This is a genomic window from Polaribacter sp. Asnod6-C07 (genome assembly GCF_045063625.1).
Lineage (GTDB): Bacteria > Bacteroidota > Bacteroidia > Flavobacteriales > Flavobacteriaceae > Polaribacter > Polaribacter vadi_A.
Map to the genome: position 1 here is coordinate 1,641,784 of NZ_JBEFOF010000005.1, position 24,680 is coordinate 1,666,463.

The following is a 24,680-nucleotide window of genomic DNA, read 5'->3' on the forward strand; positions in this document are numbered from 1 at the left end:
AAAATAAAATGAAAAAAATATATATATTATTAACATCGTTGTTTATCGCAACAGCATGTTCAACAGATTTAGATCAAGCTCCACCAAATTTAGCAAGTGCAGACTCTTTAACTGATTTTGAAGGTGTTTTGAATGCAGCTTATTACTATCAATTAAGTAGTGTTACTCCATTAGCAGTAATGGGTGAATTTAGATCAGATAACGCAGTAATGGACGAGGCTCCATATACAGAGTTTGATGTTTACACAAATAATTTGACAACAATGGAAGACCAGTTTTTTGGTCCATTATATACTGCAATGTATAAGTCTATTTTAAGTGCAAACAATGTTATTGAAAACTCAACAAATGCAACACATATTGCAGAAGCTAAGTTTTTAAGAGCTTTATCTTACTATAAATTAGTAAAATCTTTTGGAGCTGTTACAGTTAATTTATCTGCGGCACCAAGTTTAACAGATACATCAATTTTAGCTAGAACACCTGCTACAGATGTTTATAACAATGTTGTTATTCCAGATTTAAATGATGCTATTGCAGATTTATCTGCTACCATAGATAATGGTAGAGCATCTAAATACGCAGCACAAGCTTTATTAGGTAAAGTATATGCAGCTATGGGTAATTATGCTAGTGCAGAAACGCAACTTGCAGCTGTTGTAAACGGAGCTTCTGGAGCTGGAATTGCTTTAAAAGATGACTTTAGCGAAATATTTGGAGCTGATAATGAAATAGAAAATTCAGAAATTATTTTTTCTACTCAAGTATCTAGTTCTATTGTAGATGAATATTCTTTTGGTTCTGACTTTTGGAACTGGTTTGTAGGTGATGATTCTAAAGCAGATTTTCCTGTAGATCCAGATTTAGTTGCTGCTTTTGATGCAAGTGATGCAAATGGTGGAGGTACTGATTTAAGAAGAGCTGTTACTTTAAGTGATGCTGGTACTACTGCAATTAAATTCCCTAAAGAAGGAGATCTTGGAAGTGAGCATGATTGGATTGAAATTAGATTAGCAGACGTTATTTTATTATATGCAGAAGCATTAAATGAAAACGGAAGTACTGCTGCTGCTGTTACTCAATTAGACAAAATTAGAAATAGAGCAGGGTTAAATAACTCTACAGCATCTACTCAAGCTGAAGCTAGAACTGCAATTTTAGAAGAAAGAAGATTAGAATTAGCTTTTGAAGGTAAAAGATGGGATGATTTGGTAAGAACCAATAGTGTTAATGCTGAAATGGGAACAACTGTAAATAGTGATTATTACTTATTTCCAATTCCGGTTTCTGAAATATTAGCAACTGGTGGTGTAATTACACAAAATTCTGGATATTAATTTTATTTGATTTGTTTATATTAAAAGTCGTTTTGTAATTTTACAAAACGACTTTTTCCTTTTATATAAAATATTAGTTATGAAAAATAACAAGGCAATTATTTTTATGATATTTAGTGTAATTGCTTTTGCAATTATGAATGCAGTTGTTAAATACTTATCTGCTTTTAATGTATATCAAATTGTCTTTTTTAGATCTATAGGTACTTTGGTTTTTACGTTACCATTAATTTTAAAATCTAAAATTCCACTTTTAGGTACCAATAAAAAGTTATTATTAACACGTGCAATTGTTGGAGTAATTTCGTTAACTTGTTTTTTTCAGTCTTTAAATTATTTACCTGTAGGTACTTCAGTTTCTTTAAGGTATACATCACCTATATTTGCAGCCATACTTGCATTTTTTTTATTAAAAGAAAAAATTAAAACCATTCAATGGTTTTTGTTTTTATTAGCTTTTGTAGGTGTTTTAATGATAAAAGGTTTTGGTGCAGACGTAAATACATTAGGTTTGATATTTGTATTAGTATCTGCCGTTTTTCAAGGATTAGTTTTTGTTTTAATTCGTAAAATTGGTAGCAAAGAACATCCTTTGGTAATTATCAATTATTTTATGGTTACCGCTTTTGTATTTGGCGGATTAATGTCTATCAACAATTGGATAAACCCAAAACCAACAGAATGGCTTTTATTACTAAGTTTAGGTGTTTTAGGTTATATTGGTCAGTTATATATGACCAAAGCTTTTCAGACCAATGAAACCAATCTTGTTGCTCCTCTTAAGAATTTAGAAGTGATTTTTGCTATAATTATAGGTGCTTTTTGGTTTGGAGAAATCTATAATTTATTAACACTTTTAGGTGTTTTTCTAATTCTATTTGGTTTAGTTTACAATATTTACATCAAAAGAAAAAAAACACATCAAAAATAATAGTTTTACTCTTTTAGTAAACCAATTGTATCAATATCATTATTTTCTTTTAGCAAAACAGATTTTTTACTTGGTATAAATAAATCGTCCTTTTCCCATTTTGGGTTCTTGTATAAAAGATTCTCTTTTTTAGCTCCTTTGCTTATTTTTACAAAACCACTATTGTAGATTAAAGAATTGGTTATAAAATTGAATTTACCTTTTAAGTCTATTGGTGTTTGAGTTTTATAACTGTTTTCAAACACAGAATTTTTAATTTCTACAATTTGAATTCCATTAGTTTTTAAAATTTTCCCTTTTTCTTCATTAAATACATTGCTAAAAATGCAGTTTGTAACTATTAATTTACCTCCTGGAAGATCTTCTAAAGGGGTAGTTCTAACATAATTTACTGCAGCTTCTTCAATATCTTTAAAAACACTGTTTTCTAAGATTATAAAGTTTGCATTATAAAAACCCATAACATCTTTATCGTAAGATAAATTTAAGCCTCTATAACTGTTTTCAAACTTAGAGTTCACAAAGCTTAAGGTATCTGCTTTAGTGCCATTATATGCCTTAAAAATAGATCCTCCATCTTTGTTTGTAAAGTTTTTGAATACAACATTATTTACAAATAAATTATAAAGACCTTTTTCTTTTTTATCTGGTGATACAATTGCATACTTTACATTAGAGGCTTCACCATCAATAGTAACATTTTTTAACGTTAATTTTGCGCCTTCGTTAACTCTAAAAAAATAACTCAAAGGTTTCTCTAAACCATCTTTAGATTTTAAAATAGTTGCGCCTTCTTTATCACCAATAATCGTAATTTCTTTGCTAATTTTTATTGTTTTTTCAGCAACATACTCTCCAGCATTTAAACGAATTGTAGATCCAGGTGCAGCTTTATCTATGGCTTTTCTTAAAGTTTCTGTACCAGGTTTTACTGCAATATCAGCAGGTTTAATAATTGGAGCTACTATATCTGGTTTCCAACCTGGACCAGCTCTTAAACCTAAGGCTTTAGGTAATTTTGTAGCATCTAAATTAAAAGCACCAGCATTAAAAATTTGTCTAACAGCTTTTGTAATATCTCTTTCCGGACTTTTATCATTTTTAGAAACAACCAATAAATCTGGATTTTGTTTGGTTGGAATTGGAAAACTCTTAATTTCTTTCCAGTCTATTTTTGTGTTTTTAAACCCTTTTACAGGAGCTCCTTTAGCATCAATATAATTATTATTAAAATTGATGTTAGCAGTTTCATCTACAAATAATACGTTTTCTGATGCTGAACTATGATAAAATATATTGTTAGCAAAGTTTACATTTTTAGGTGATAAAGATTTTTCATCATCTTTACCTTCACCAAAAGCAATTGGTCCAGAATTTATAATTGTATTGTTTTGAATATCTACATTATTTACTTGATGGTATCTGTTTAAAGGCGAATTTGGAACACCGTTCATCAATACAAGAGAACCTCTATAACCATCTCCTAACAAACCAACCATTAAATTATTTCTGATGATATGCCCTGCATTTATAACTCTAATTCCACCAGTTTTAGAAACTCCGTTTCCTAAAAAAACATTTCTTTCTACTAAAGCATTATTTCCATGACGTAAGGTTAAGCAACCTTTACTACCCACAAATAAATTATCTCTAAAAATATTATCACCAGATTTGTTTGATATAATTTCGATTTCGCCATCACAATTGGCAAAAATATTTCTTTCTACAATTGTTTTAGAAGATTTCATTGAATTTGCACTTGTACCAATTCTGATAGTTTCTCCTCCATTTGTACCTAATTCAGGTCTAGATCCGAAGAAATTATTATCGATTTTATGATTATTTTCAATATGTTCTTCGCCTTTTAACCAAACTACAACAGTAGTTCCAGGGCTTGTTTTACCAGTAAAATTATTATGATCTACTCTGTTATTTTTTCCCCAAATATCTACCCAATGATCTTTAATTCCGTCTGCAACTTTATAATAAGAAATAGTAGAATTTGCAAAACGACAGTTGTTTGCAAAGGTTTTAGAATCTTTACGAAACTGAACAACAGATTTATAATTAGAATCACCGTCTTTAAACCACAAACCGCTTACAATTACATATTCGCCATAAATATTTAGAGTAGAGTTACCAGAAATGATAACTTCTCCTGCAGTTTCTGCCTTTACAACAATTGGGTTTCCATCTACACCATTACCAAAAGCGTTTATTTTTACATCTTTCCAAATTCCATTTTTAAGAATTATGGTTGTACCTGGAACTGCATTTTTAATAGCAGTATTATATTCGCTAATGTTAGAAACTAAAGTTTCTTGAGCATTTGTTTTTAAACTGGTTAAAGACAATATTATGATTAAAATTAGTGCTATTTTTTTCATATATCTATAAGTTTTACTTGCTTTATTTTTATTCAATAAATGAGCCAAAATATAGTAAAGCTATATATTTAATTGGTTTACCAAATTGGTTTACCAAATATACGATAAAATTATAATTATTTTCTAATCAAACTAAAATTTCCAGTTCTACTTTTTATTTGATCTTGTTGGTTGACTAATATTGCTCTAAACCAGTAGTTGTTAGAACTTAAAATGTTTCCATTATACGTACCATCCCAACCCAAATCATTAATAGTAAAGGTTGTAATTTGTTTACCATATCTGTTAAATATACTGATGGTACCTTCTTTATAATAACTTTTATTAATTCCTTTAATTTGCCAGTAATCATTGTTTCCATCTGCATTTGGAGTAAAGTAATCAGGAAAACTTATTAAGGAAATTTCAAAAAGCACACTACCACAATTATTTAAATCGTTAACTTCTAATATATAATTACCTCCTTCTAAATTTTCAAAATTAGAATCACTTTGATAATTAAATAAAACATTTAAATTATCATCTAAAAGTCTAAATTCATAATCACCTAAACCTAAATTAGAGGTGTTTATTTTAATAAAATTGTTTTCTGAATCATCTTGTACTTCAATATCATTTATTGTAATTGTAGAAACAGAAGATTCTTTGATTACAATTTCTTCTTTGTCAGAATCACATCCATAGATAGAGGTTGCTATAACATTGTAGGTGCCTCCTTTATAAATAGTTATGGAAAATGAATTGCCAACAATATTATTATTTTCATCTCTCCAAGTGTAAGAATAATCAGAATTAGGGTTTTCTACTGTAATTTCTAACTGAGAGTTATTTGTGATACAAATAATATCGTCTGAAATTAAATTTACAGTTGGTTTTGCTCTAACCACAAAGTCGATAGTAGTTTCTTCAAAACAAATATCATAAGTAGGGTTTTCTAAACGAACTTTAATTGTTTGAGAAGCAGTATAAAAAGGATTTGGTAAAGGGCTAGGTAATGCATTATTATTCTCATCAAAATATTTTACGATTAAATTAGTTTGGGTGCCTATAATTGTGCTTTCTATGTTGGAAGTATCAAAACCAATAATACCATCAAAATCATCATCGCATTCTTCTTGAGGAGCAATATTATTAGCAATTGGCACTGAATTTACTATAAAGTTAATTGTAGTTTCGTCATAACATTGTCCATCTAAATCTTTAGAGTTTGTGTTTTCTACTCTAACAGTAATCTTTTGAGTTTTTGTTATAAACGGATTAGGTAATGGACTTGATAATTGTGAGCCGTTTTCATCAAAATAAGTAACAGTAACATCTGTTTGACTACCTATAATTGCATTTTGAATTGTAGATGTATCAAAAGAATAAAATCCATCTCTATCATTATCACATTCTGGATTTATAGTTACTGAATTTGCAATAGGTACGTTTTCTACGTTTAAAGAAATATGAGCGCCTAAACCCAAACAATCATTATCAAATTTACTATCAACTCGTATGTAAATATTTTGCTGATTTGGGTAGCCAATATTTTGATAATTTGTGATATCAGTTATTGCATTTTCTTCAGCTAAAGCATCATCTTCATTTCTATAATAATTGATAATTAATTGTTGACCAGTTGGAAAAATATTTTCAATATCTGAAGTTACTGAACTAAAATCAAAAGTAGCAATGCCATCAGTTGTATTTGTTCCATCATCACATTGATAAAATGAATTTAATAATGTTGCAGGAATTTGAGTTGTAGAAACAAATAGATTTACTTCACTTACTCTATAACATCCGTTTGAGTTTTCTACTCTAGCCCAAACTTTATCTACACTTACAATTTCGTTTTTATAGGTTGTAACATCAGTTATTGAAACTCCGTTATTTTCAGCATCTATTTTTTCTTCATAAAAAGTAATGATATAATCATCAGAATTTGTAATAATTTCTTCTTTTACTTCATTTAAGTTGAAGAAACTAAATCCGTTAATGTCACTGTTGTCACATTGTTTAAGTTCTACAGATGTATTTACATTAGGTAATTCAATTACTTCTATGTTAAAAAGTGTTTGCCCAGATTTATCAGTATCTGACAAATGCTCTGCCTTTATATAAATTATTTCTTTTTGTGAAGTATTTTTATATTTTTTTGGATTAGTAATAATATCTGTTAATGCTGAATCTCTGTAGTATGATATTTGGTAATCTGATAAAGGTTCATTAATCAAAATTTCATTTTCTCTTTCTGTTAGGTCGAACTCAATAAGGCTATCAGAATCAGATCCTACTGAAGTATTATCACACAAAGATAAATTAGAGATATTATCATTTATAGTTTTACCTAACCTTAAACCACAACTTTCATTAAATTTAGTTATAGTTCCATCAGAACCCATACCTGCATTTGTTTTAATTATGTGTCCAAAATTTATATAATCTTTAGGATTGTTTTCGTTAAAATATGAATTCCTACTCAAATAGTAGTTATCATTAGAATCTTTAAAAAAACCACTTATTCTACCACCAAAATTAACATCTTTATTAATACCATTTGTTAAAATTCGTTTTATATTTCCATCTAGATCATAAACAGCTAAAAAATAATCTCCTACATAAAATGAAGCTTGAATATTATTTCCATCAGCACTTAAAAATTCTACTTCCTCAATTGAATTTCTAAAAGCTACCACTGATCCTACTGAAATAATTTCATCTTTAGATTTTATGACTTTGTAACCGGTTCCAGAATAAGAATGTGCTGCACCTTTTATCCATTCACAAATACCATCAGTATTAACTTTTGCAATAAAAAACGTACCAACATTTTCGGAAGTAGTGGATCCATCTGCGTTTTCAAAAATTTGATTTACATTTTTTCTCCAACGATCATTTGATCCTGTTATATAAGAATTTCCTTGTTCATCTACAGTTGTAGACCAAGCTTGTACTCCATTAATTTCAGAATCATTTAAAAGACTTTTTACTTTCCATAAAAATTGTCCTTCTTTATCAAATTTAATTAAAAATGTTTTAGTTGGATTACCGCTCCAATTAATAATATTTGGATTATTTATTTTTCCAGCAGAATATATTTCCGCATTAGAACTACAATATCCAGTTACGTAAATATTGTTATTTTTATCATTTCCAATATCTATTAAAAATTCACTATTTGGCCCGCTAGTTTTAATAGTTGTATACCATAGTAATTCACCATTGGGATTAATTTTTATTATACCTCTATTAGGATAATTAAAATTATTACCCATTACTTCAAAGTTTTGCAAATTATCAGTAATAGCTCCATTCAAATAAAAATTAAAAGTATTTTTAAAGTAAATATTAACATCTCCACTCAATAAAATATTACCTTCATTATCTATATTGATTTTTTTGCTATAAACATTATTAATAATAATATGCCACAACATTTCACCATTTTTGTTAAGCTTAACGATGAAACCACCATATAAGGAATTGGTTGAGTTTTTAAAATTTAACTCTGTGCCCTGAGAATCAAAAAAAGTACCATCAATTGAATGCCCAATAACATATATATTCCCTTGTTTATCTTCAGTAGATCCAAACATTACATCTCTATATGAATTACTGTTTTTTTCAGTATATACAATCCATTTAAGATTTCCATTATAATCGTGCTTTGTTAAATAACTTCCATCTTTATCCTTTAGATTGTTGTAAATATTATTGTTATTCGAGCCGAAGGTTTGTTTATTATATTGACCAGTAGTTAAGAAGCCACCATTTACCTCTTCTAAGTCAGTTGTTTCAGGGTCGTGGTAACCAGGGAATTCATTATTGTTATATTGGCCATTATATATGTCAATACCTTTATTTATTAGTGTCCAACAATCTTTATTGTTCTGGGAATTGGAATTAAAATAAAATAGAAAGCAAAAAATAATTAGAGGTAAAAGTCTTTTCATAGACTTCAAAAATATGAAAAATTATCCCAACCAACCCTCTCTATCCAAACTTCTATATTGAATAGCTTCAGCAATATAATTACGGAATTTGTATCTGTTATTATCTAAATTTTGATAATCTTTTTTGTCTGAATTCCTTTATCAGAAATTATCCTTAAAAAATAAATTCCTTGAGTTTTATTTTCAAAATTAATGGTCATTTTATTTTGATTACTTTTTTTTGAATAAACGATTTTACCATTTATATCAAAGATGACAACCTGTTTTAAGAATCCTTCTTTTAAACTCACTTTTAATAGATTTACAACAGGATTAGGAGCAATTGAAATAGTATCTAAAAAGAAATTATTTTCTGTTGATAACACTTCATTGTTTAAAAAATAGGCTTCAAATTGAGATAAAATTACTTTATTACCACTGTTATCTTCTATATCACTTTCATTATTTAATTGTAAAGAAATAACACCTATTTCTGTATTAGAGTTCGTAATATTTACTTTGTATTGTTTATTTGAAATTGCCTCAATAGAAGAAATTACCAAAGAATTAGCGGCTACTCCTTTTAGTTTAAAATCAGTTTTATCAACGTTTAAAACATCTTCATTAAAATCAACAATAAACCACCTGGAGTTAGCATTTGTATCTACAGAAACAGTATGTATTAAAGGTTTATTAATATCGTAAATTATCGCTAGTTTATTTGAAATTTCATTTTGATTATTATCTTCATCTATAGTTGAACTCTCTTTAACTTGCGCTGATAAAAGACCTTGAGAAAGAGGAATAATTTCTACTTTAAAGTTTTTTGAATCTATTTTAGTGAAAGAAGAAATAATTGCATTTTCTATAATAAAATCAGATGCATCAAAGCCTATTATGTTATTAGAAAAAGAAATGTTTAATGGAATTGGAACTATATTTAAATTACTAGCGTTAGAAATAGTAACTGTTGTTGGGTTTTCATTTATAGAAGAAGTCACTGTAACTTCATACGTTGTTAAAACTGCTTCGTTTTCTGATAAAACTTTGTAAATAATTGGATTCGTGAAATCTTGAGTTGAATTGCCTGACTCTTGTAAAATATCCTCCACAAAAACTTTTGAACGAATACTTGAATTATAAACAGGAATTAATGTACTCAAATTTGTGTCTTTTGGCAACACAATATTTATTTTATCAGAAGAAATATCTTTACTTAGAGCAGTTATTCCTAAAAAATTAAAAGAACTAAAAACAGCTTTATCACTTAATGCTGGATTTGCAATACTATAGGATTGAAAAATTCCACCAACATTACCATCAATAGCAAAAGTTTCATTTTTATCAATATTTACAACTACATCTTTAGCGCTATCATATATTTTAAAGTTGATAATTTCATTATTAGTATTTGCATACACAGTTAAATAGGCAACATATTTATTTACACTAGTTACATAAATAACATTAGCAACTCCTCTTATTTCTCCATTTACAAAAGCTGCAACTTTGTCGTTTGTAGCTGTTAATGTTTTACCATCTACATTTAAAAATGTAGTAAATGTCATACTATATTGATAATTGGATGTATTTACAGTCCAATTTGGGTCTTGAGCATTTAAATTCTGAACCCAAAAACTAGTGAGTGCTATGCACAAGATTTTATAGATAATTGTTTTCATATCTTAGTTTTGATGTGGGTTAATAACAGAGTTTAGTAATACATTAGAAGCCTTATCTTTAATCGAATTAGTCTCTTTTATGTTTAGTGAAACTGCACCTTTAATATCATCTATATTCGTAATTGTGACTATATATTTTGAATCAGTTTCTTTGGTTAACGCAATCTCAGAATCAGAAACACTTTCAAAATCGGTTACAGATACATTTTCTACAGCTTCACTAAAAATTACAATGAACTCCAAAGTATCGTTATCAGTTATTTCATCTATTGGATTATTTCTTTTGGTGGATAATACATAAGGATTTACAATATCATAATTGAATACTAATTTGTTGGAGGCTAAATTTCCAACATCACCAGTACTTTGTACTGAATTTTTAGGAAGTTCTATTGAAAATTCTCCTTGCTGAATAGGAACAATTTGAATTGAATAATTTAAATCGTTGTTTTTTTCTACGGATAATACAATAGCATTTGTTACAGAAATAGTTTCTTTTAAAAGATTGGTAAGTGGAGTACTAGTCTCTAAATTTATAAGCAGTGGTGCTTTGTTTACAAAAAGTCCAAAATCACTTGTTAAAACAATTTCTGAAGGATTTGAACTTTCTGTTTCTATTGTAACATTAACTTCATATGCTATAAGTTTAGATTCGTCTTCTGATAAAACTTTATAGATTACTGGATTTGTAAAATCTTGTTTTGAAACTCCAGAGGTTTGTTTTTCATTATCAACCAAAAATGAAGCGCCATCACTTAAAGAAAAATCAACAATTAAATTTGTTAAATTTGTTTCAAAAGGTAAAACAATATCAATCTTGTTATTTGTGATCGTTTGAGAAGTACTTGTAACTCCAGAAAAAGCAAACGAGTTTAAAATAGCCCCAGCATTTAATGCGGGTTTTGCAATACTAAAAGATTGTAAAATTCCACCAATATTACCATCAATAATAAAGTCTTGATTTTTAACAACATCAATTACATTATCATTTGTACTGTCATAGATTTTAAAAGAAATGGTCTCATTATCGGTATTTGCAAACACAGATAAATAGGTAACATACTTATTTAAACTAGCTACATATTCTACACTAGAAACTCCTCTTATTTCATCATTTACAATAGCAGCAACTGTATCATCTAAAGATGTAAGAGTTCTGCCGTCAATATTTAAAAAGGATGTAAACGTCATACTATATTGATAACTAGCAGTATTTACAGACCAATTAGGATTTTGAGCTTTTGTGTTTAATGTGATTAAACATAAGAATAGAAAAATAAAATAGCTTTTAATCATCTTATTTTTTAACTATTTTCTTAATAATACTCTTTCCATTAGAAGCGCTTAACTTCATTAAATAAACTCCTTTTGCTAAATTAGAAGTATCTACAGTAGTAATATCTTTATTGGTAGTAATTTTATGTACACGCATACCAATTGTATTAAATATTTCTATTTTAGTAACCTTGTCTGTTTGTAAAGAAGCGTTTATAATCAGACTATTTGAAACCGGATTTGGATACACAACAACATTACTTAAAAATTCATCTTCAGTTGATAAACTCTTTGCATTTAATACTACTGGGTTTTTAAGGTTACCAAATACTTTATTGTTTTCAAAAACAAAACTAGTAGTAACATCGACTTCAGTATTTCCATCAGAAATTACAAACTTTAAAGCATCATTTGTATTACTGAAAACAGCAATAAAACTCATTCTTTTCTCATTCAAAGTAACAATTGGAGATATTCCTCTTAAAACACCTATAGCATCATATACTAAAACTGTATTAAACTTACTATTGGCTATAACTTCTGCAACAACACTCATATTTGCACTGTATTTAGCAAACTGAGCAATCGTTTCTGATGTATGCTCTTGACCTGTATTATTTGATTTCTGCTGATGATTAGAATTTGGATAATTTAAAGTTTGAGCAACTCCAGATTTCATCATATAACCTCTATTAGATTGCATATAATTTAAAGTTCCACTCCAACCAGAATTCGCATCGTAAATTGCAAAATTGTATTGATCTTTTATAACATCTCCATCAGAAGGATTATAGAGTGAAAGCGCTTCTGCAAGACTTATATTTCTGTGAATTGGAAAAGGTAACCAGTTCCATCCTTCATTTATTGCCAAATGAATATCAGTTTCATCTACATCATTTCCTATTAATTTTAATAAGTTTTCATTAGCTAACTTTACTTTATACATTTTCGTGTTTTCTAAAGCTGTTAAAGAACCAAACCAATCGTTATTTTCATAACGTGTAAATTCATTTTGAGATTTAATTTGGTCATTATCTTCTAAAATTAGCCCATCAAAAGTTGCTTTTATATTGATAAATGTATCGTGTTCAACAAAGAAAGAAGTCCAAGTCCAACCTTTATTTAAATCAGTGGTTTGTTCAGAAAATTGAGCTCCAGAAAACACAACAGGTGTTGTTTTTGAACCTAGTACTTCGTTCTGTAAAAAGAGTGTATTTGCTGCACCATCAATTGCTGCAATTAATACTTTTCCGTTTAAAGCATCCCAAATTTTAAAGGTTAATTCTTCACCACTAGCAACATTACTGTATGCAGTTAAATACACAAAATAGCTATCAAAAGCAGTATCATATTTTAAATACGCTTCACCTCTTGGTTTGTCGTCAACGAAAGCACCAATTTTAGTGTATTGATCTCTAGAAAATACTTCGTTAATTTTAATTTTACCAATTACATTTATACTATTAGAATAATCTGGTACATTCACAGACCAATCAGGAGCAGGTGTTATCACTCTTAAAGACAAGGTAAGAGCGTCATTATATCCAGAACCTGTTTCTAAATAAATATCTGCGTTATAAATACCCATTGCTAACTCTTTATCAACATTAAAAATAACTTGTTTTGTTGCATTTGGAGCTACATTTCCATCAATACTGTCAACAGTTATCCAAGTTGGTAAACCACTAATTGTATACGAATGATTACTACCTGCTTTATTTACAATATCCATTGTAAAAGAATAGACTTCGTTTACATATTTTTCGGTTATAATCTCTTTTGTTTGGTTTATTGTAAACCATTCCACTTCTTGCTGACTAACTAAAGCAGACCAAGTTATTGGAGATAATTGCTCGTTAAAATGGGTGTCATTCATTCTAGAAACAGAGAAATCTAAAATTTGACCTTCAAAAAGCGACCATTCTTCTGATGATAATTTTGGTGTAATAATCATTTGATCACCATTAATAACAGTAGAAAAAGGAATGTTTGTAAAATTTAATTTCGGTTTTAATGGTGGAGAATCTTGGGTGTAATTTTGTGTTGATCCTGTACTTAATATTGAAAATGTACTACTAACTGCATTATTAACAACCAAATGATTGTATTTAGGTCCTTTTGTAGTGTTGCCATCTTCTTGATTAAAATCTGTATATAATAGTAAACCTTCAGAATTTGGTTCAATTTCATAATAACGATCTCTTTTAATTTGCTCGAAACTTCTTGCAGTGTTCCACAAACGAATTTCATCTAAATTTCCTGTAAAATGATTGTCAATCGTTTTATTTAAAAGTTCATCTTCTAATAATCTTGCACCAATTAAAATTTTACTTCCAGAAATACCACCAATATTTTCAGAAGAAACAGAATTGGTTTCTAAAGCATCTACATAGGCATTTATAGACCCTCCTCTTTTAACAACCAAAGCAACATGATGCCAACTATCATCTGCAACAGATACACTTGTTAAGTTGTAAGAAATGTTTTCTGACAATAATTCAAGATTACCATCGGCTTTCATGTTTATAGACCATTTATTTCTAAAACCATTGGATTGTTCTGATTCATCATCATTTCCTCTACCATTAGAAAAAATGGTTCCCACACTTGCTGTGGCAGTTTTTATCCAGAAAGAAAGTGTTATGTCTTCTACTTCAGTTGGTTGTACAAAGCCTACATTTTCTAAAGATAGATAAGTATTGTTTTCAAAAGCATACCCAGTTCCTTTTGGTTTAATATCCCAATCTAAATTTACAATTGCGTTTCTACTTTTAGCTTTATCAATACCAACTTTACCATTTCCTTCATCTAAAATCCAGTAGCCTAATAAATTTAATTCTCTACCTGTTAACGTTTTGTCTTTTGCTACTGTTGCTTGCGCTGGTGTAAAAGTTTTTGACCAAAAACGAAGATCATGAATGTTTCCTTTCACATTGTTGCCACCAATAAAAATTGAACTGTTAGAATTGAAGTCTAAATCACTTGTTAAATTTGTATCACCAGTTAGTGCTAATTCAGTTCCGTTTTCAAAAATTAATAATTGAGGATTTGCTCCTGTTTGATAGACTAAAGAATAGAAATTATATTGAGAAGGATCTATAGATGCTTTTACAGATTTTCCGCCTAAACTAAATGTAAGTTCACTGCCATTTAAAGTAGCATTAATTCCGTTTTCTTGACTGATTAAATTACCTGAAGCAGTAGTTCCATTTTTAAACCAAAACTGTAAGGTAAAAGAACCATTTGGCAATATTTGATTTGGCAATTCAATTCGATTTGCACCCCCATCTAAAAACACAGATACACTATGATCTATTTCTTGTTGATTGCTGAAACCTGTTACTTTAATATTTGTAGCTCCACCTTTAAAAATATCTTCATTGTATTGCAAAGAAATATCTTCTCCAACATCTAAAATACCATCAGAAGGTTGTGGTGTACCAAACTGAATAGGTGCATTTAAATTGATAACCCCTGTAACAATATCAGATTCAAAGGTTACATCAGCAGTACAATAAGAAACTGCTTTAAATTCGTAGTTGCCATCTGGTATTTTTTCACCAATAATATCCCAGTTATAGGTAAATTCTGCATCTGAATCCTCTATAACTATATCATCAGCATTGCCACCATCAGTAATTTTGAATTCTTCTGTTCCATAATAGGTTTTAAACTTTATCCAATTCGCAGAACTAGCATTTCTATATTGCAATTCTATTTTTTTAAAACTTGCAAAATTGGTATTAAAATCTGTAAATGTAATTGGTAATGTATTTGTAGTTATGGTACCCACTGCATCTTTAGAATACGCTTCCGTTCTATTAAAAATAAAATTATTTTGTGGTGCAGAAACAGTTACTTCAGAACAAGAAGGTTTAAACTCAACAGAAACATCTATAAAAGTATCAGAATCAGTAAGACCATCACAAGGACTTTTTAAATACACTCTAATATTATCATACTTAAAAGTGCTTGATGCCGATGTTTTATATACTTCAAAAGGAAATTCTATGGTTTCATTAAAAGGAATATATACATTTACACCATTGGTTTCTATATTTGTGGTTGCACCGTTTAAAGTTAGGGCATCTACTTCTATAATGTATTCTAAATCTGATTTTGTTACACTCGTATTTTTTAATATCAAATTAAACAAAGCACCACTATTTTCTGGAATGTCTGTTAATTTTGTTACGCCTTCTACACCTATTTCTGATTGATATACAGCAACTGTACCTGCATTCAATTCTTCGCCACCAGTACCTACCAAAGCTTCATCAAAACCTATATTGTTATAATAGTTAGAAATAGTTACTTTTTCATTAGGGCAAGAAGTTGCACCACCTTTTGTTATAAAAATTGGTCCAAAACCGTCAAATAAATTTACAATATCTATGGCTAAAAAATTATCTTCATCATTATCTTTTAAAGTATAGGAAATAGTTGCTGTTAAATCTTCATCTGTAGAAAAACCTGTTTCATCTACAAGAGAAGAAGTACCAGTTATACTACCTACGGCTCCTACATCATTAAGAAGCAAACCTAGTTGCCCTATAAATTCAGTAGACATATCTATTGTTTTTGTGTAGCTTTTTGATGTGATTATAGAAGTACTAACAGAAGAAGTAAACTCACCAACACCAGCATCTATACTTATATTTGATTGAAAATTATCAGTAAATAAATTATTTAAAGTAACTTGATGAGAATCAAATTCCGTTAAGTCATATTCTTGTTGTAGTATAAATGGTAAGTCTTTTAATTCAGTTAATCTTGCTTGTCTTTCTATATTTTTTATTTCAATGTCTGTAGTTAATTTAGCTTCTAAAGTTTCTCTTTCTTTTAAAGCTAAATATTTATCTCTTTCATTATTTTGAATTATTTTTTGCCATGAATCTACCTGATCTAAATAGAATTGTCTAGTTTTTGGTGCTTCTGGGTCTGTAGATGTTGTTGCTACAGTTTCTGGTGCTGTATTTCCTTTAGTTATTAAATTAGGTATTAAGGTTTCTATAATATGCCTTTGTGTGTAGATAAAGAAAGTATTTGTAGGTTGCTCTGCAACAAAGTAATCTTCTTTAAAACTAATATAAAGGTTGTTTTCATCTGCATCTTTAACAACAATATAAGGAACTTCTGTATTATCTTTTAAGGTAGGTATCGTTGTTGTGATAAATGTTTTATTACAAATTCCATAATATTCATTTTTAGCATTCCCGATATAAATATCTGCATCTGCTCCTACATCGTTTGGATCATCACTAGTTGATATTGTTTTATTAAATTCATAGGTTTCTGTAGAAGAACCATCTTCATTTAATTGTTGTGTTTTCGAAAAGTTAGTATCAGCAGTACCTATGGCGCTAACTGCTAAACCAACAGTGAAAAAAGGAGTCCCAGCATTACTTTCAAATGTAGGACCAACGCTAACGAATAATCCACCTCCTACAGAACCTTCTTCTGATGAACTATTTGACTTTTGAAAAGAGATTGTAGTTCCTTTTTCTATAGTTGCAAAACTATTAGAGCCTGGTGGATCTCTTAAAATAATGTCTGGTACTTCTGGCGCTACTGTTACAAAAGTTGTACCTTCTGGTTCTATTGCGCCAACAACGATACCTTTAGTTCTTACATCTTCTATATTTGAGATATTTACAGATGTATCATCAGCAAGAATGTATGCTATAGAAATAGTGTTTGCGAATCCAACATCTGCAGAAGGATTTGGTTTAGCTGCTTGAAAAGTATATAGATATTGTGCTACGTCACCTTGTATCGCAAATTTTATACGCGGATCTCCAGCAGGTGCTAAATTATTGTTAATATTAAACCTACCTTCATTATAATATTCTTTAGTTTCTTCATTTGCAACATCATCTTTGTTTATATAGTTTTGAGTTACCTCAAAAACCATAGAATAATCATTATTTTGTAAATATAATGGCACCTCCAAAGTACTAACATCAAAAGCAGTATCTCCAATACTATATTCCTCTTCAAATTGTTGTGTTATCAATTTTAAACTTACTGGAGAGTTATATCTAAAACTTTTTTTATAATGAAATGGCTTAGAATAAAGTTCTGTACCATCTTTCGTTGTATATTTAACAGAATCTAAAACTGGTGTTGCTGATAATTTTAAGGATTCAGTGCTGGTAGCAATAGCGTTATTAATTGCTGAATTTGAAGGGATTTTAACGTCTCCTGCTTTTATAAAATAAGTAAAAGGAATTAAAGAAGCGCTATATTCACCAGTTACAGGATTTGTAGGAATTATAACCTCAAAAGTATTTACATCAACACTTTTTCCTTTTAAGATAATATTTGCTACACCAATATTGTTGGTTGATGAAATCATTTCTTTTTCTTCGTCTTCAGTTCCTGCTTCATTGGTAAATTCAAATGCACCATCCAAACCAAAACCTATAGGTTTATCCGATTCTATTTTACCACCAACAACTCTACCAATTAAAGATATTCTGGTAGTATCTATAAACCATCTTGGGCTTATTTGATCTTCAAAAAAATCAAACGATCCAGAGGCTGGAAAAAAGCCTGTATGAGAAAAAGTATGTCCATCTTTTCTAACTTCAATTTTATGCTTACCAATAGGAACACTTACGCTAAAATTTCCTTCAGCATCGGTTTCTACTGGAACATTATCTTCATTAATTACAACGACTCCATCTATATATACAAGGGCTTTTTCTAAACCAACCACTGGGTATTGTTTTAAAGAACCACCTTCATAAAGGTTATTTGTTGAATTTATACTACCACCTTCGTAATAATATTCTCCTTTATTAATGATTTCAGTTCCATTAATTCTATATTGGTTATACCCATAATCTTCAATTTGTGCGCCTGCATAAGCATCTTCATCTACAGCGTTAAATACATTTTGAACATTATACACAGCTCTACCATTAAATTTAAAAGAAGAAATATCTTTAAAATTTAACTGATTTACAACACTTGATTCCGCTCCTAAAAATACAGTTTGACTGGCAGGTTCAAATGCATGTACACCAAAAGAAGGTGTAACAACAAAAGACTCTCCAGTACCAGAATACCCAATACTAGCAATAGCATAACTACCATTTGCATCTGTAACTCCAAAAACACCTAACTGATTTTTTGTAGGTGTTACTGAACTAAAAACAACACCACTTCCAAAAAAACCATCATTTTTGTTTTGACGAAATCCTTTTCTAGAGAAATCATATACATTGTTCCCTTCTTTTTCATCCATTCTTAAGTAAATACTTAAATCGGTTTCAGCACCACTTAAATACCTTCTAAAATCTCTTCTTATTTCTTTAGCAGAAAGTGCTCTTTGCCAAATTCTAACTTCATCTAAATGCCCTGTATATCCTCCTCCTTGAAAACCTTGTCCTAAAGTTACTTTATCAATGGTAGTATCTACAACATAATTTTGACGCTCACTTATGTATACAGTAGGTTTTAAAACGGCAGCAATTGCTGCTTCAGTATCTGTAGCAGGTATGCTATCAGAACCAGAAACTCCATCTATATATGTTTGGGTAATTTCTCTTCCATTAAGATAAAGTTTTGTTGTACTTCCTTGTTCAAAAACCGCAGAAATATGAATAAAAGTGGTATCTGTTAAAGAAGAAATATTTTCAAAAACATCATTTCCTTCATTGTCTATTTCTCCTGTTGGGTAAGAACCGCTGAGATGAATTGTTTGCCATTTATCATTTATTATCAGATTTAAACCTATTTTATGAATGCCATTTTCTACATACTTACCTCCATTTAATTGTATTTGATTGCCATCTCTGGTGTTTCGCAGAGACATAATATAGTTCGATTTTGTAACCCAAGTTTGCAAAGTTAATTGGTTGGTAGGTATTTCATATTCAATGTCATTAATTTCTAGAAAACCTTTTGTAAACTGTAAACTAGATCCAGAATTGTTTTCTGCCCCATTTGCTTCTGCAAAAACAATAACATCTTGCACTGGGCTACCACCATCATAACTTATAGATCCAGAAACTGTGGCAGTTGGGTTTCTAAACCCAATACCTTCTATAAAAGTAGTATATAACTCTTCAATAGGTGAAACACCAACAGCTTCAATTTTATATTCATATAAAACTCCACCTTCAATTTGGGTATCATCATACTCAAAAACATCTTTACTAACGCTACCAATTAATTGCACTGATGTTACACTCCCTAATTCTTTTCTATAAATATTAATTTTTTCTATTTTCTCTTGATTTGCACTCAAGGTCCATTTAATATTTATTCGATTGGTATAATATCCTTTAGAAACTTCTAAACCACCTTTTGGATGAAAGGTTGAAGCTATATAAAGTATACTATAAGGAAAACCAATGGTGGTAGGTTTTATAGATAGATTACTACTTGTATAATAAGAGCCAGAAAGAACGCCACTTCCTACTTGCATTTGAATTTGCAAATTATTGTTAGCTGCATCAGATTTATAATCTACTGCTGCAGTGCCCAGAAAAACTTGGGGATCGCTTTGTTCTTGTGCCTTGGCAACATACGTTACCAAACACATATATAAAATGTATAATATTTTTTTCATAATTTAAGTTTTATAAAAAAAAGATTATAATTTTATAATGTAGTTTACACCATAACTACTTGGTCTAACTTCAAGTGTAGTTGCAGTAGTATTACCTGTAGTACCTGTAACTGTATGAGAATGAGTACCACCCCCACTAGTAGTAGACTTATTATCGGAGCCATCATTACCATTAGCAACACTAGTATAATACTCGGTTCCTCCATCACCTTCAGTACTTAATTCAACTAAACCTACACCTGCATAAGTTGTTGCTTTATCTTTCCATATTTTAGTTGTGTGGCTATGAGCCCCTTTACTATCAGTGTTTAAATTACTACCTGCAGCATGTGTGTGCTGGTTTAACCTTGTTTGTTGATTTTGGGTTGCTTTTAAACCAATTGCATCAACATTAGATTCTGCAGGAGTACCCACACCTTTTAAAAATCTTCCATTTAAATTAGGAGAATTTTCGCTACCTAATAATGTTCTTAAAGCTTGAGAATCTGGGATAGATGAGATATTAAGACCATCACACAGCACCCAACCTTTTGGCGCATTTTCACCTAAGAAGGGCATTATTGCACCTGTAGGAACACCATTTTCTGCTCTTTTAGCATAATGAGCGTAAGGTGTATATTGAAAAGGCTTGTTATAAATCTCAATATTATTACCATTTGGAGCTACAGAAATTTTTAATGTTAAATTATCTAACGAAAAGTCAATACTATTAAATGTTGCACCAGACGCATTTCCGTTACCTACAATGTGTGAAAAAACTCCAAAAAGATCGGTTTTAATCACTTGTGTTTCCTCAAAAAGTGGTGCGTCACTGCCTTCAGAAATTATAAATGTAAAGGTTAAATTTTGATCTGTAAGTGCAGCACCTGTAGCATCTCTGGCAATTCCTTGAACAGCTATACCTTGTGCAAAAGAGATTGAAGTTAAAAATAAAAATAATAATGTGCTGTAGACTTTTTTCATAATGTTAGGTTTAGATATTCTTTTAAGTGGAATAAAAATACCCAGAACCTAATCTTTAGAAGAATTTTAGCTGTAACGAAAAGTAACAATTAATAAGTAGCTGAAAGTTAATATATTAAAAAGTATAATTATATGGATTTATTGACTTTAAATAAATAAAAAAATTGGATTCTATAAAAAATCAGTGATAATAAAAGACTTAAAACAATCGATTTTTGTTTTCTAAAGGCTTTGAAAAAGTGTTTCAAAAGACTCTTCTTTGGTGATTTTTAGTTTGGCTCTAGACCTTTGTCTTGTTACTCGAATACTTGGGCGTCCAACACCTAACATAGCAGCCATTTCTTTGTCTGATAACGAAAGATAAGTAAGACAACAAAAACGAACTTCTGCCTCCGTTAATTTTGGATATCGCTTTTTTAAACTCATTACAAAACGTGGATGCACTTTATTATAATATTGAAGAAACTCACGCCAATCTTCATCAGTTAGTATTACTTTTTTAGAAAGTGCTTTTTGCTGTGCTTCTTGTATAAACACATTCAGTTGCTTTTTAGAAGCATTTAATTCTTGGGTAACTTTATCAACTTCATTTAACAGTGTGTTCTCTTGTTGTTTCGCTTTCTGTTTAGATTTTCTATAGCTAAAATAGGTTATAATAAGTAGCAAGCCTAAAATGAACAAACCAATATTTCTACGTTTAATATTATCGTTTTTAATTTGTAATGCTGTTTCTGCTTCTTTTTTTAGTTGATGCTTATTATAAGCTTGCTCTACATTAGCACCTCTAAATTGATTGTTTTTTCTTTTTAAACTATCTAGTGAAATAAAAGTAGAATCTGCATAAGTCAATGCAATATTGGGTTGCCCAATTGTTTTATAAAATTTAGATAAAACAGGGTACAATTTGCTGAGTCTTTTTATGTCTTTTGAAGTATGAGCTGCATAAGTTGCTTTATCTAAAACCTCTTTTGCTTTCTTAAAATCACCTTTTCTTAAGTAGATGTCTGCTATTAAAATAAGTGCATTACTAGCATTTCCCCAAACTTTTACTTTGGTAGTAAAATCTGCATCCTTTTGTAGCAAAGGCAAAGCATCGTTATAATTGCCTTGTAAATACAAATTCTCGCCTAAATTACCACCAGAAACTGCTTTCATAAGACTGTCGCTAGAGAAACTCTTATTCGTTAAAGGTAAATCATAAACTCTCTTAAAGTAAAAAGTAGAGGAGTCTAGTTGCTGATTTTCGCGATAATAGACACCTAAATTATTATTAATACTCCTATAGGTTTTATCTTTAGGTGAAATTAATTTTGAACCTTTAGGATAGTCCATATTTAATGCTTTTACGGAATAAATAATTGCATTAGGTAGATCTTCCATATTATAATAGCAACTAGTAAGCACTCTATAATGTTCTAAAAGAGTTGCTGGAGAAATATTTGTATCATTTTCTTTATGGATTTTCTCTATATTTTCTCTTAAAATCCAAATTCCTTTTTCTATATTTTTAAATTCCTCTTTTGCATATAAAAGCTTGTATGCATACTGAAATTTCGCGGTGGTTTCAATCCATAAAATTTTAGAATTGGTTGCTTTTTCAACTACTTTTTCTAAAATTTTAATAGACTCATAATTTGAAACATAAGTGCTTCCTCTAGTATAGTATTGCCAAATTCCAGCATACATTTCAAGACCAGAGTTTTGATGAGTTGCAGCCAATTTTTCTATTTTTTGAAACAGTTTAAGTAGCGTAGCCTTTTTTATTTCTCCTCTATTTATTTTTATAGTCCTCCAAATATTAGATAACGGAGCCTTTTCAGTAATAAGAATAATAGAGTCTAAAGCAGGTAAATGCAAAACTTGTAGTAAAGAATCTACTTTAGCATCTGTAAGATTACTTTGTGCAGTTGCTTGAAATGAAACAGCAATAAAGAGTATTAATGTGAATCTTCTAAGTAGATGAAACATAGTATATAGAAACGCTTAAAACCTTTTGAGTAAAAGCGTGTATGGTTTTTTGTTAGTTATTGCTAATATAATATAAAATGTTAGGTTTCTAACCTAGCCAACCATCTCTATCTAAACTTCTATACTGAATAGCTTCTGCAATATGATCTGGAGAAATAGCATTAACATTAGCTAAATCTGCTATAGTTCTAGATACTTTTAGAATTCTGTCATAAGCTCTTGCAGAAAGGTTTAGTTTTTCCATGGCTGTTTTTAAAAGCGATAAACTTTCTGGTGATAATTTACAATATTCGCGAATCTGTTTCACACTCATTTGTGCATTATAATGAATGTTCTCAAAATCCTTAAAACGATTTGATTGAATCTCTCTAGCTGCTGTAACTCGTTTTCTAATTTCTACGGATGATTCTCCTTTTCTTTCTTCGGATAATTTTTCGAAAGGAACAGGAGTAACTTCTATATGAATATCAATTCTGTCTAAAAGTGGTCCAGAAATTTTACTCAAATAACGTTGCATTTCTTGTGGAGTAGAAGTCATGGGCGAATTTGGATCATTAAAAAACCCTGAAGGAGAAGGATTCATACTTGCAACCAACATAAATGAACAAGGATAAGTAACTGTAAATTTAGCTCTAGAAATAGTAACATCTCTATCTTCTAAAGGCTGACGCATAACTTCTAATACCTCTCTTTTAAATTCTGGTAATTCATCTAAAAATAAAACTCCATTGTGTGACAAAGAAATTTCACCAGGTCTTGGGTATTGGCCTCCACCAACTAAAGCTACATTTGATATTGTGTGATGAGGACTTCTAAATGGTCTTTGATATAATAACCCGTTATTTTTTGTTTTACCAACTACAGAATGAATTTTAGTGGTTTCTAAAGCTTCGTGTAAAGTCATTGGTGGTAAAATACTTGGTAATCTTTTTGCTAACATTGTTTTCCCAGATCCTGGAGGACCTATTAAAATAATGTTATGACCACCTGCTGCTGCAATTTCCATACAACGTTTTATAGATTCTTGCCCTTTTACATCAGAAAAATCGAATTCTGGAAAATCTATGTTTTTATAAAACTCAGCTCTTGTATCAACAATGGTGGGTTCAATTTTGTCATCACCATTAAAATGATTAATTACCTCTAAAATATTATCAACTCCTAAAACTTCTAAATCGTTAACAATGGCAGCTTCTTTGGCGTTTTCTTTGGGTAAAATAAAATATTTAAAACCTTCTTCTCTGGCTTTTATAGCCATTGGTAAAACCCCTCTTATGGGTTGTAAACTTCCATCCAAAGAAAGTTCGCCCATAATAATATAATCATCAATATTTTCTGATTTTATTTGATTTGAGGCTGCAAGAATTCCGACAGCTAAAGTTAAATCATAGGAAGCACCTTCTTTTCTGATATCTGCAGGAGCCATGTTTATGATAATTTTTTTACCAGGAAGTTTGTAAGAATTGTTGTTTAAGGCTGCAGAAATTCTGTAAGAACTTTCGCTAACGGCTTTGTCTGGTAAGCCAACAAGATGATAGCCTATACCTTTGTCTATGTTAACTTCTACAGTAATTGTTGTAGCTTCAATTCCAAAAACAGCAGATCCAAAAACTTTAACGAGCATTTTTTTCTTTAAAGA

General features: G+C 29.8%; 10 protein-coding genes. 2 read left to right on the top strand and 8 right to left on the bottom strand.

All coding sequences use genetic code 11. The features are described from left to right. The first annotated feature begins 8 nt into the window (after positions 1-8). Together ACJJVK_RS06950 and ACJJVK_RS06955 are read left to right on the top strand one after the other, a co-directional pair. Entirely contained in the window at positions 9-1,337 is a 1,329-nt protein-coding gene (locus ACJJVK_RS06950) for a RagB/SusD family nutrient uptake outer membrane protein (protein WP_405564532.1), read from the top strand. Positions 1,338-1,416: 79 nt separating this feature from the next. Next, complete coding sequence (locus tag ACJJVK_RS06955) at positions 1,417-2,268, top strand: DMT family transporter (protein WP_405564534.1); 852 nt, start codon at positions 1,417-1,419, stop codon at positions 2,266-2,268. A gap of 5 nt (positions 2,269-2,273) precedes the next feature. Here ACJJVK_RS06955 and ACJJVK_RS06960 read toward each other — a convergent pair whose 3' ends face one another. The 8 genes from ACJJVK_RS06960 to ACJJVK_RS06995 form a co-directional block, all read right to left on the bottom strand. Continuing rightward, a complete protein-coding gene (locus ACJJVK_RS06960) occupies positions 2,274-4,655 on the bottom strand; it encodes a chondroitinase-B domain-containing protein (protein WP_405564536.1) in 2,382 nt (793 codons plus the stop codon). A gap of 116 nt (positions 4,656-4,771) precedes the next feature. Further along, the gene (locus ACJJVK_RS06965; protein ID WP_405564537.1) at positions 4,772-8,593 is read right to left on the bottom strand and encodes a T9SS type B sorting domain-containing protein; all 3,822 of its coding nucleotides are present in this window, start codon (positions 8,591-8,593) and stop codon (positions 4,772-4,774) included. A 104-nt stretch (positions 8,594-8,697) separates the two neighbouring features. Next, complete coding sequence (locus tag ACJJVK_RS06970) at positions 8,698-10,254, bottom strand: T9SS type A sorting domain-containing protein (RefSeq protein ID WP_405564538.1); 1,557 nt, start codon at positions 10,252-10,254, stop codon at positions 8,698-8,700. A gap of 3 nt (positions 10,255-10,257) precedes the next feature. Further along, positions 10,258-11,550, bottom strand: a complete 1,293-nt coding sequence (locus ACJJVK_RS06975; RefSeq protein ID WP_405564540.1) for a hypothetical protein — start codon at positions 11,548-11,550, stop codon at positions 10,258-10,260. Position 11,551: 1 nt separating this feature from the next. Further along, positions 11,552-20,110 carry a LamG-like jellyroll fold domain-containing protein gene (locus tag ACJJVK_RS06980; protein ID WP_405564542.1) on the bottom strand — a complete coding sequence of 2,853 codons (8,559 nt, stop codon included), beginning with the start codon at positions 20,108-20,110 and terminating at the stop codon, positions 11,552-11,554. A 24-nt stretch (positions 20,111-20,134) separates the two neighbouring features. Continuing rightward, positions 20,135-21,073 (bottom strand): tail fiber protein, encoded by a 939-nt coding sequence (locus ACJJVK_RS06985; RefSeq protein ID WP_405564544.1) that lies wholly within the window; start codon positions 21,071-21,073, stop codon positions 20,135-20,137. Positions 21,074-21,295: 222 nt separating this feature from the next. After that, a complete protein-coding gene (locus ACJJVK_RS06990; protein WP_405564546.1) occupies positions 21,296-23,041 on the bottom strand; it encodes a tetratricopeptide repeat protein in 1,746 nt (581 codons plus the stop codon). An 88-nt stretch (positions 23,042-23,129) separates the two neighbouring features. Beyond that, complete coding sequence (locus ACJJVK_RS06995) at positions 23,130-24,665, bottom strand: YifB family Mg chelatase-like AAA ATPase (RefSeq protein WP_405564548.1); 1,536 nt, start codon at positions 24,663-24,665, stop codon at positions 23,130-23,132. Positions 24,666-24,680 lie beyond the last annotated feature (15 nt).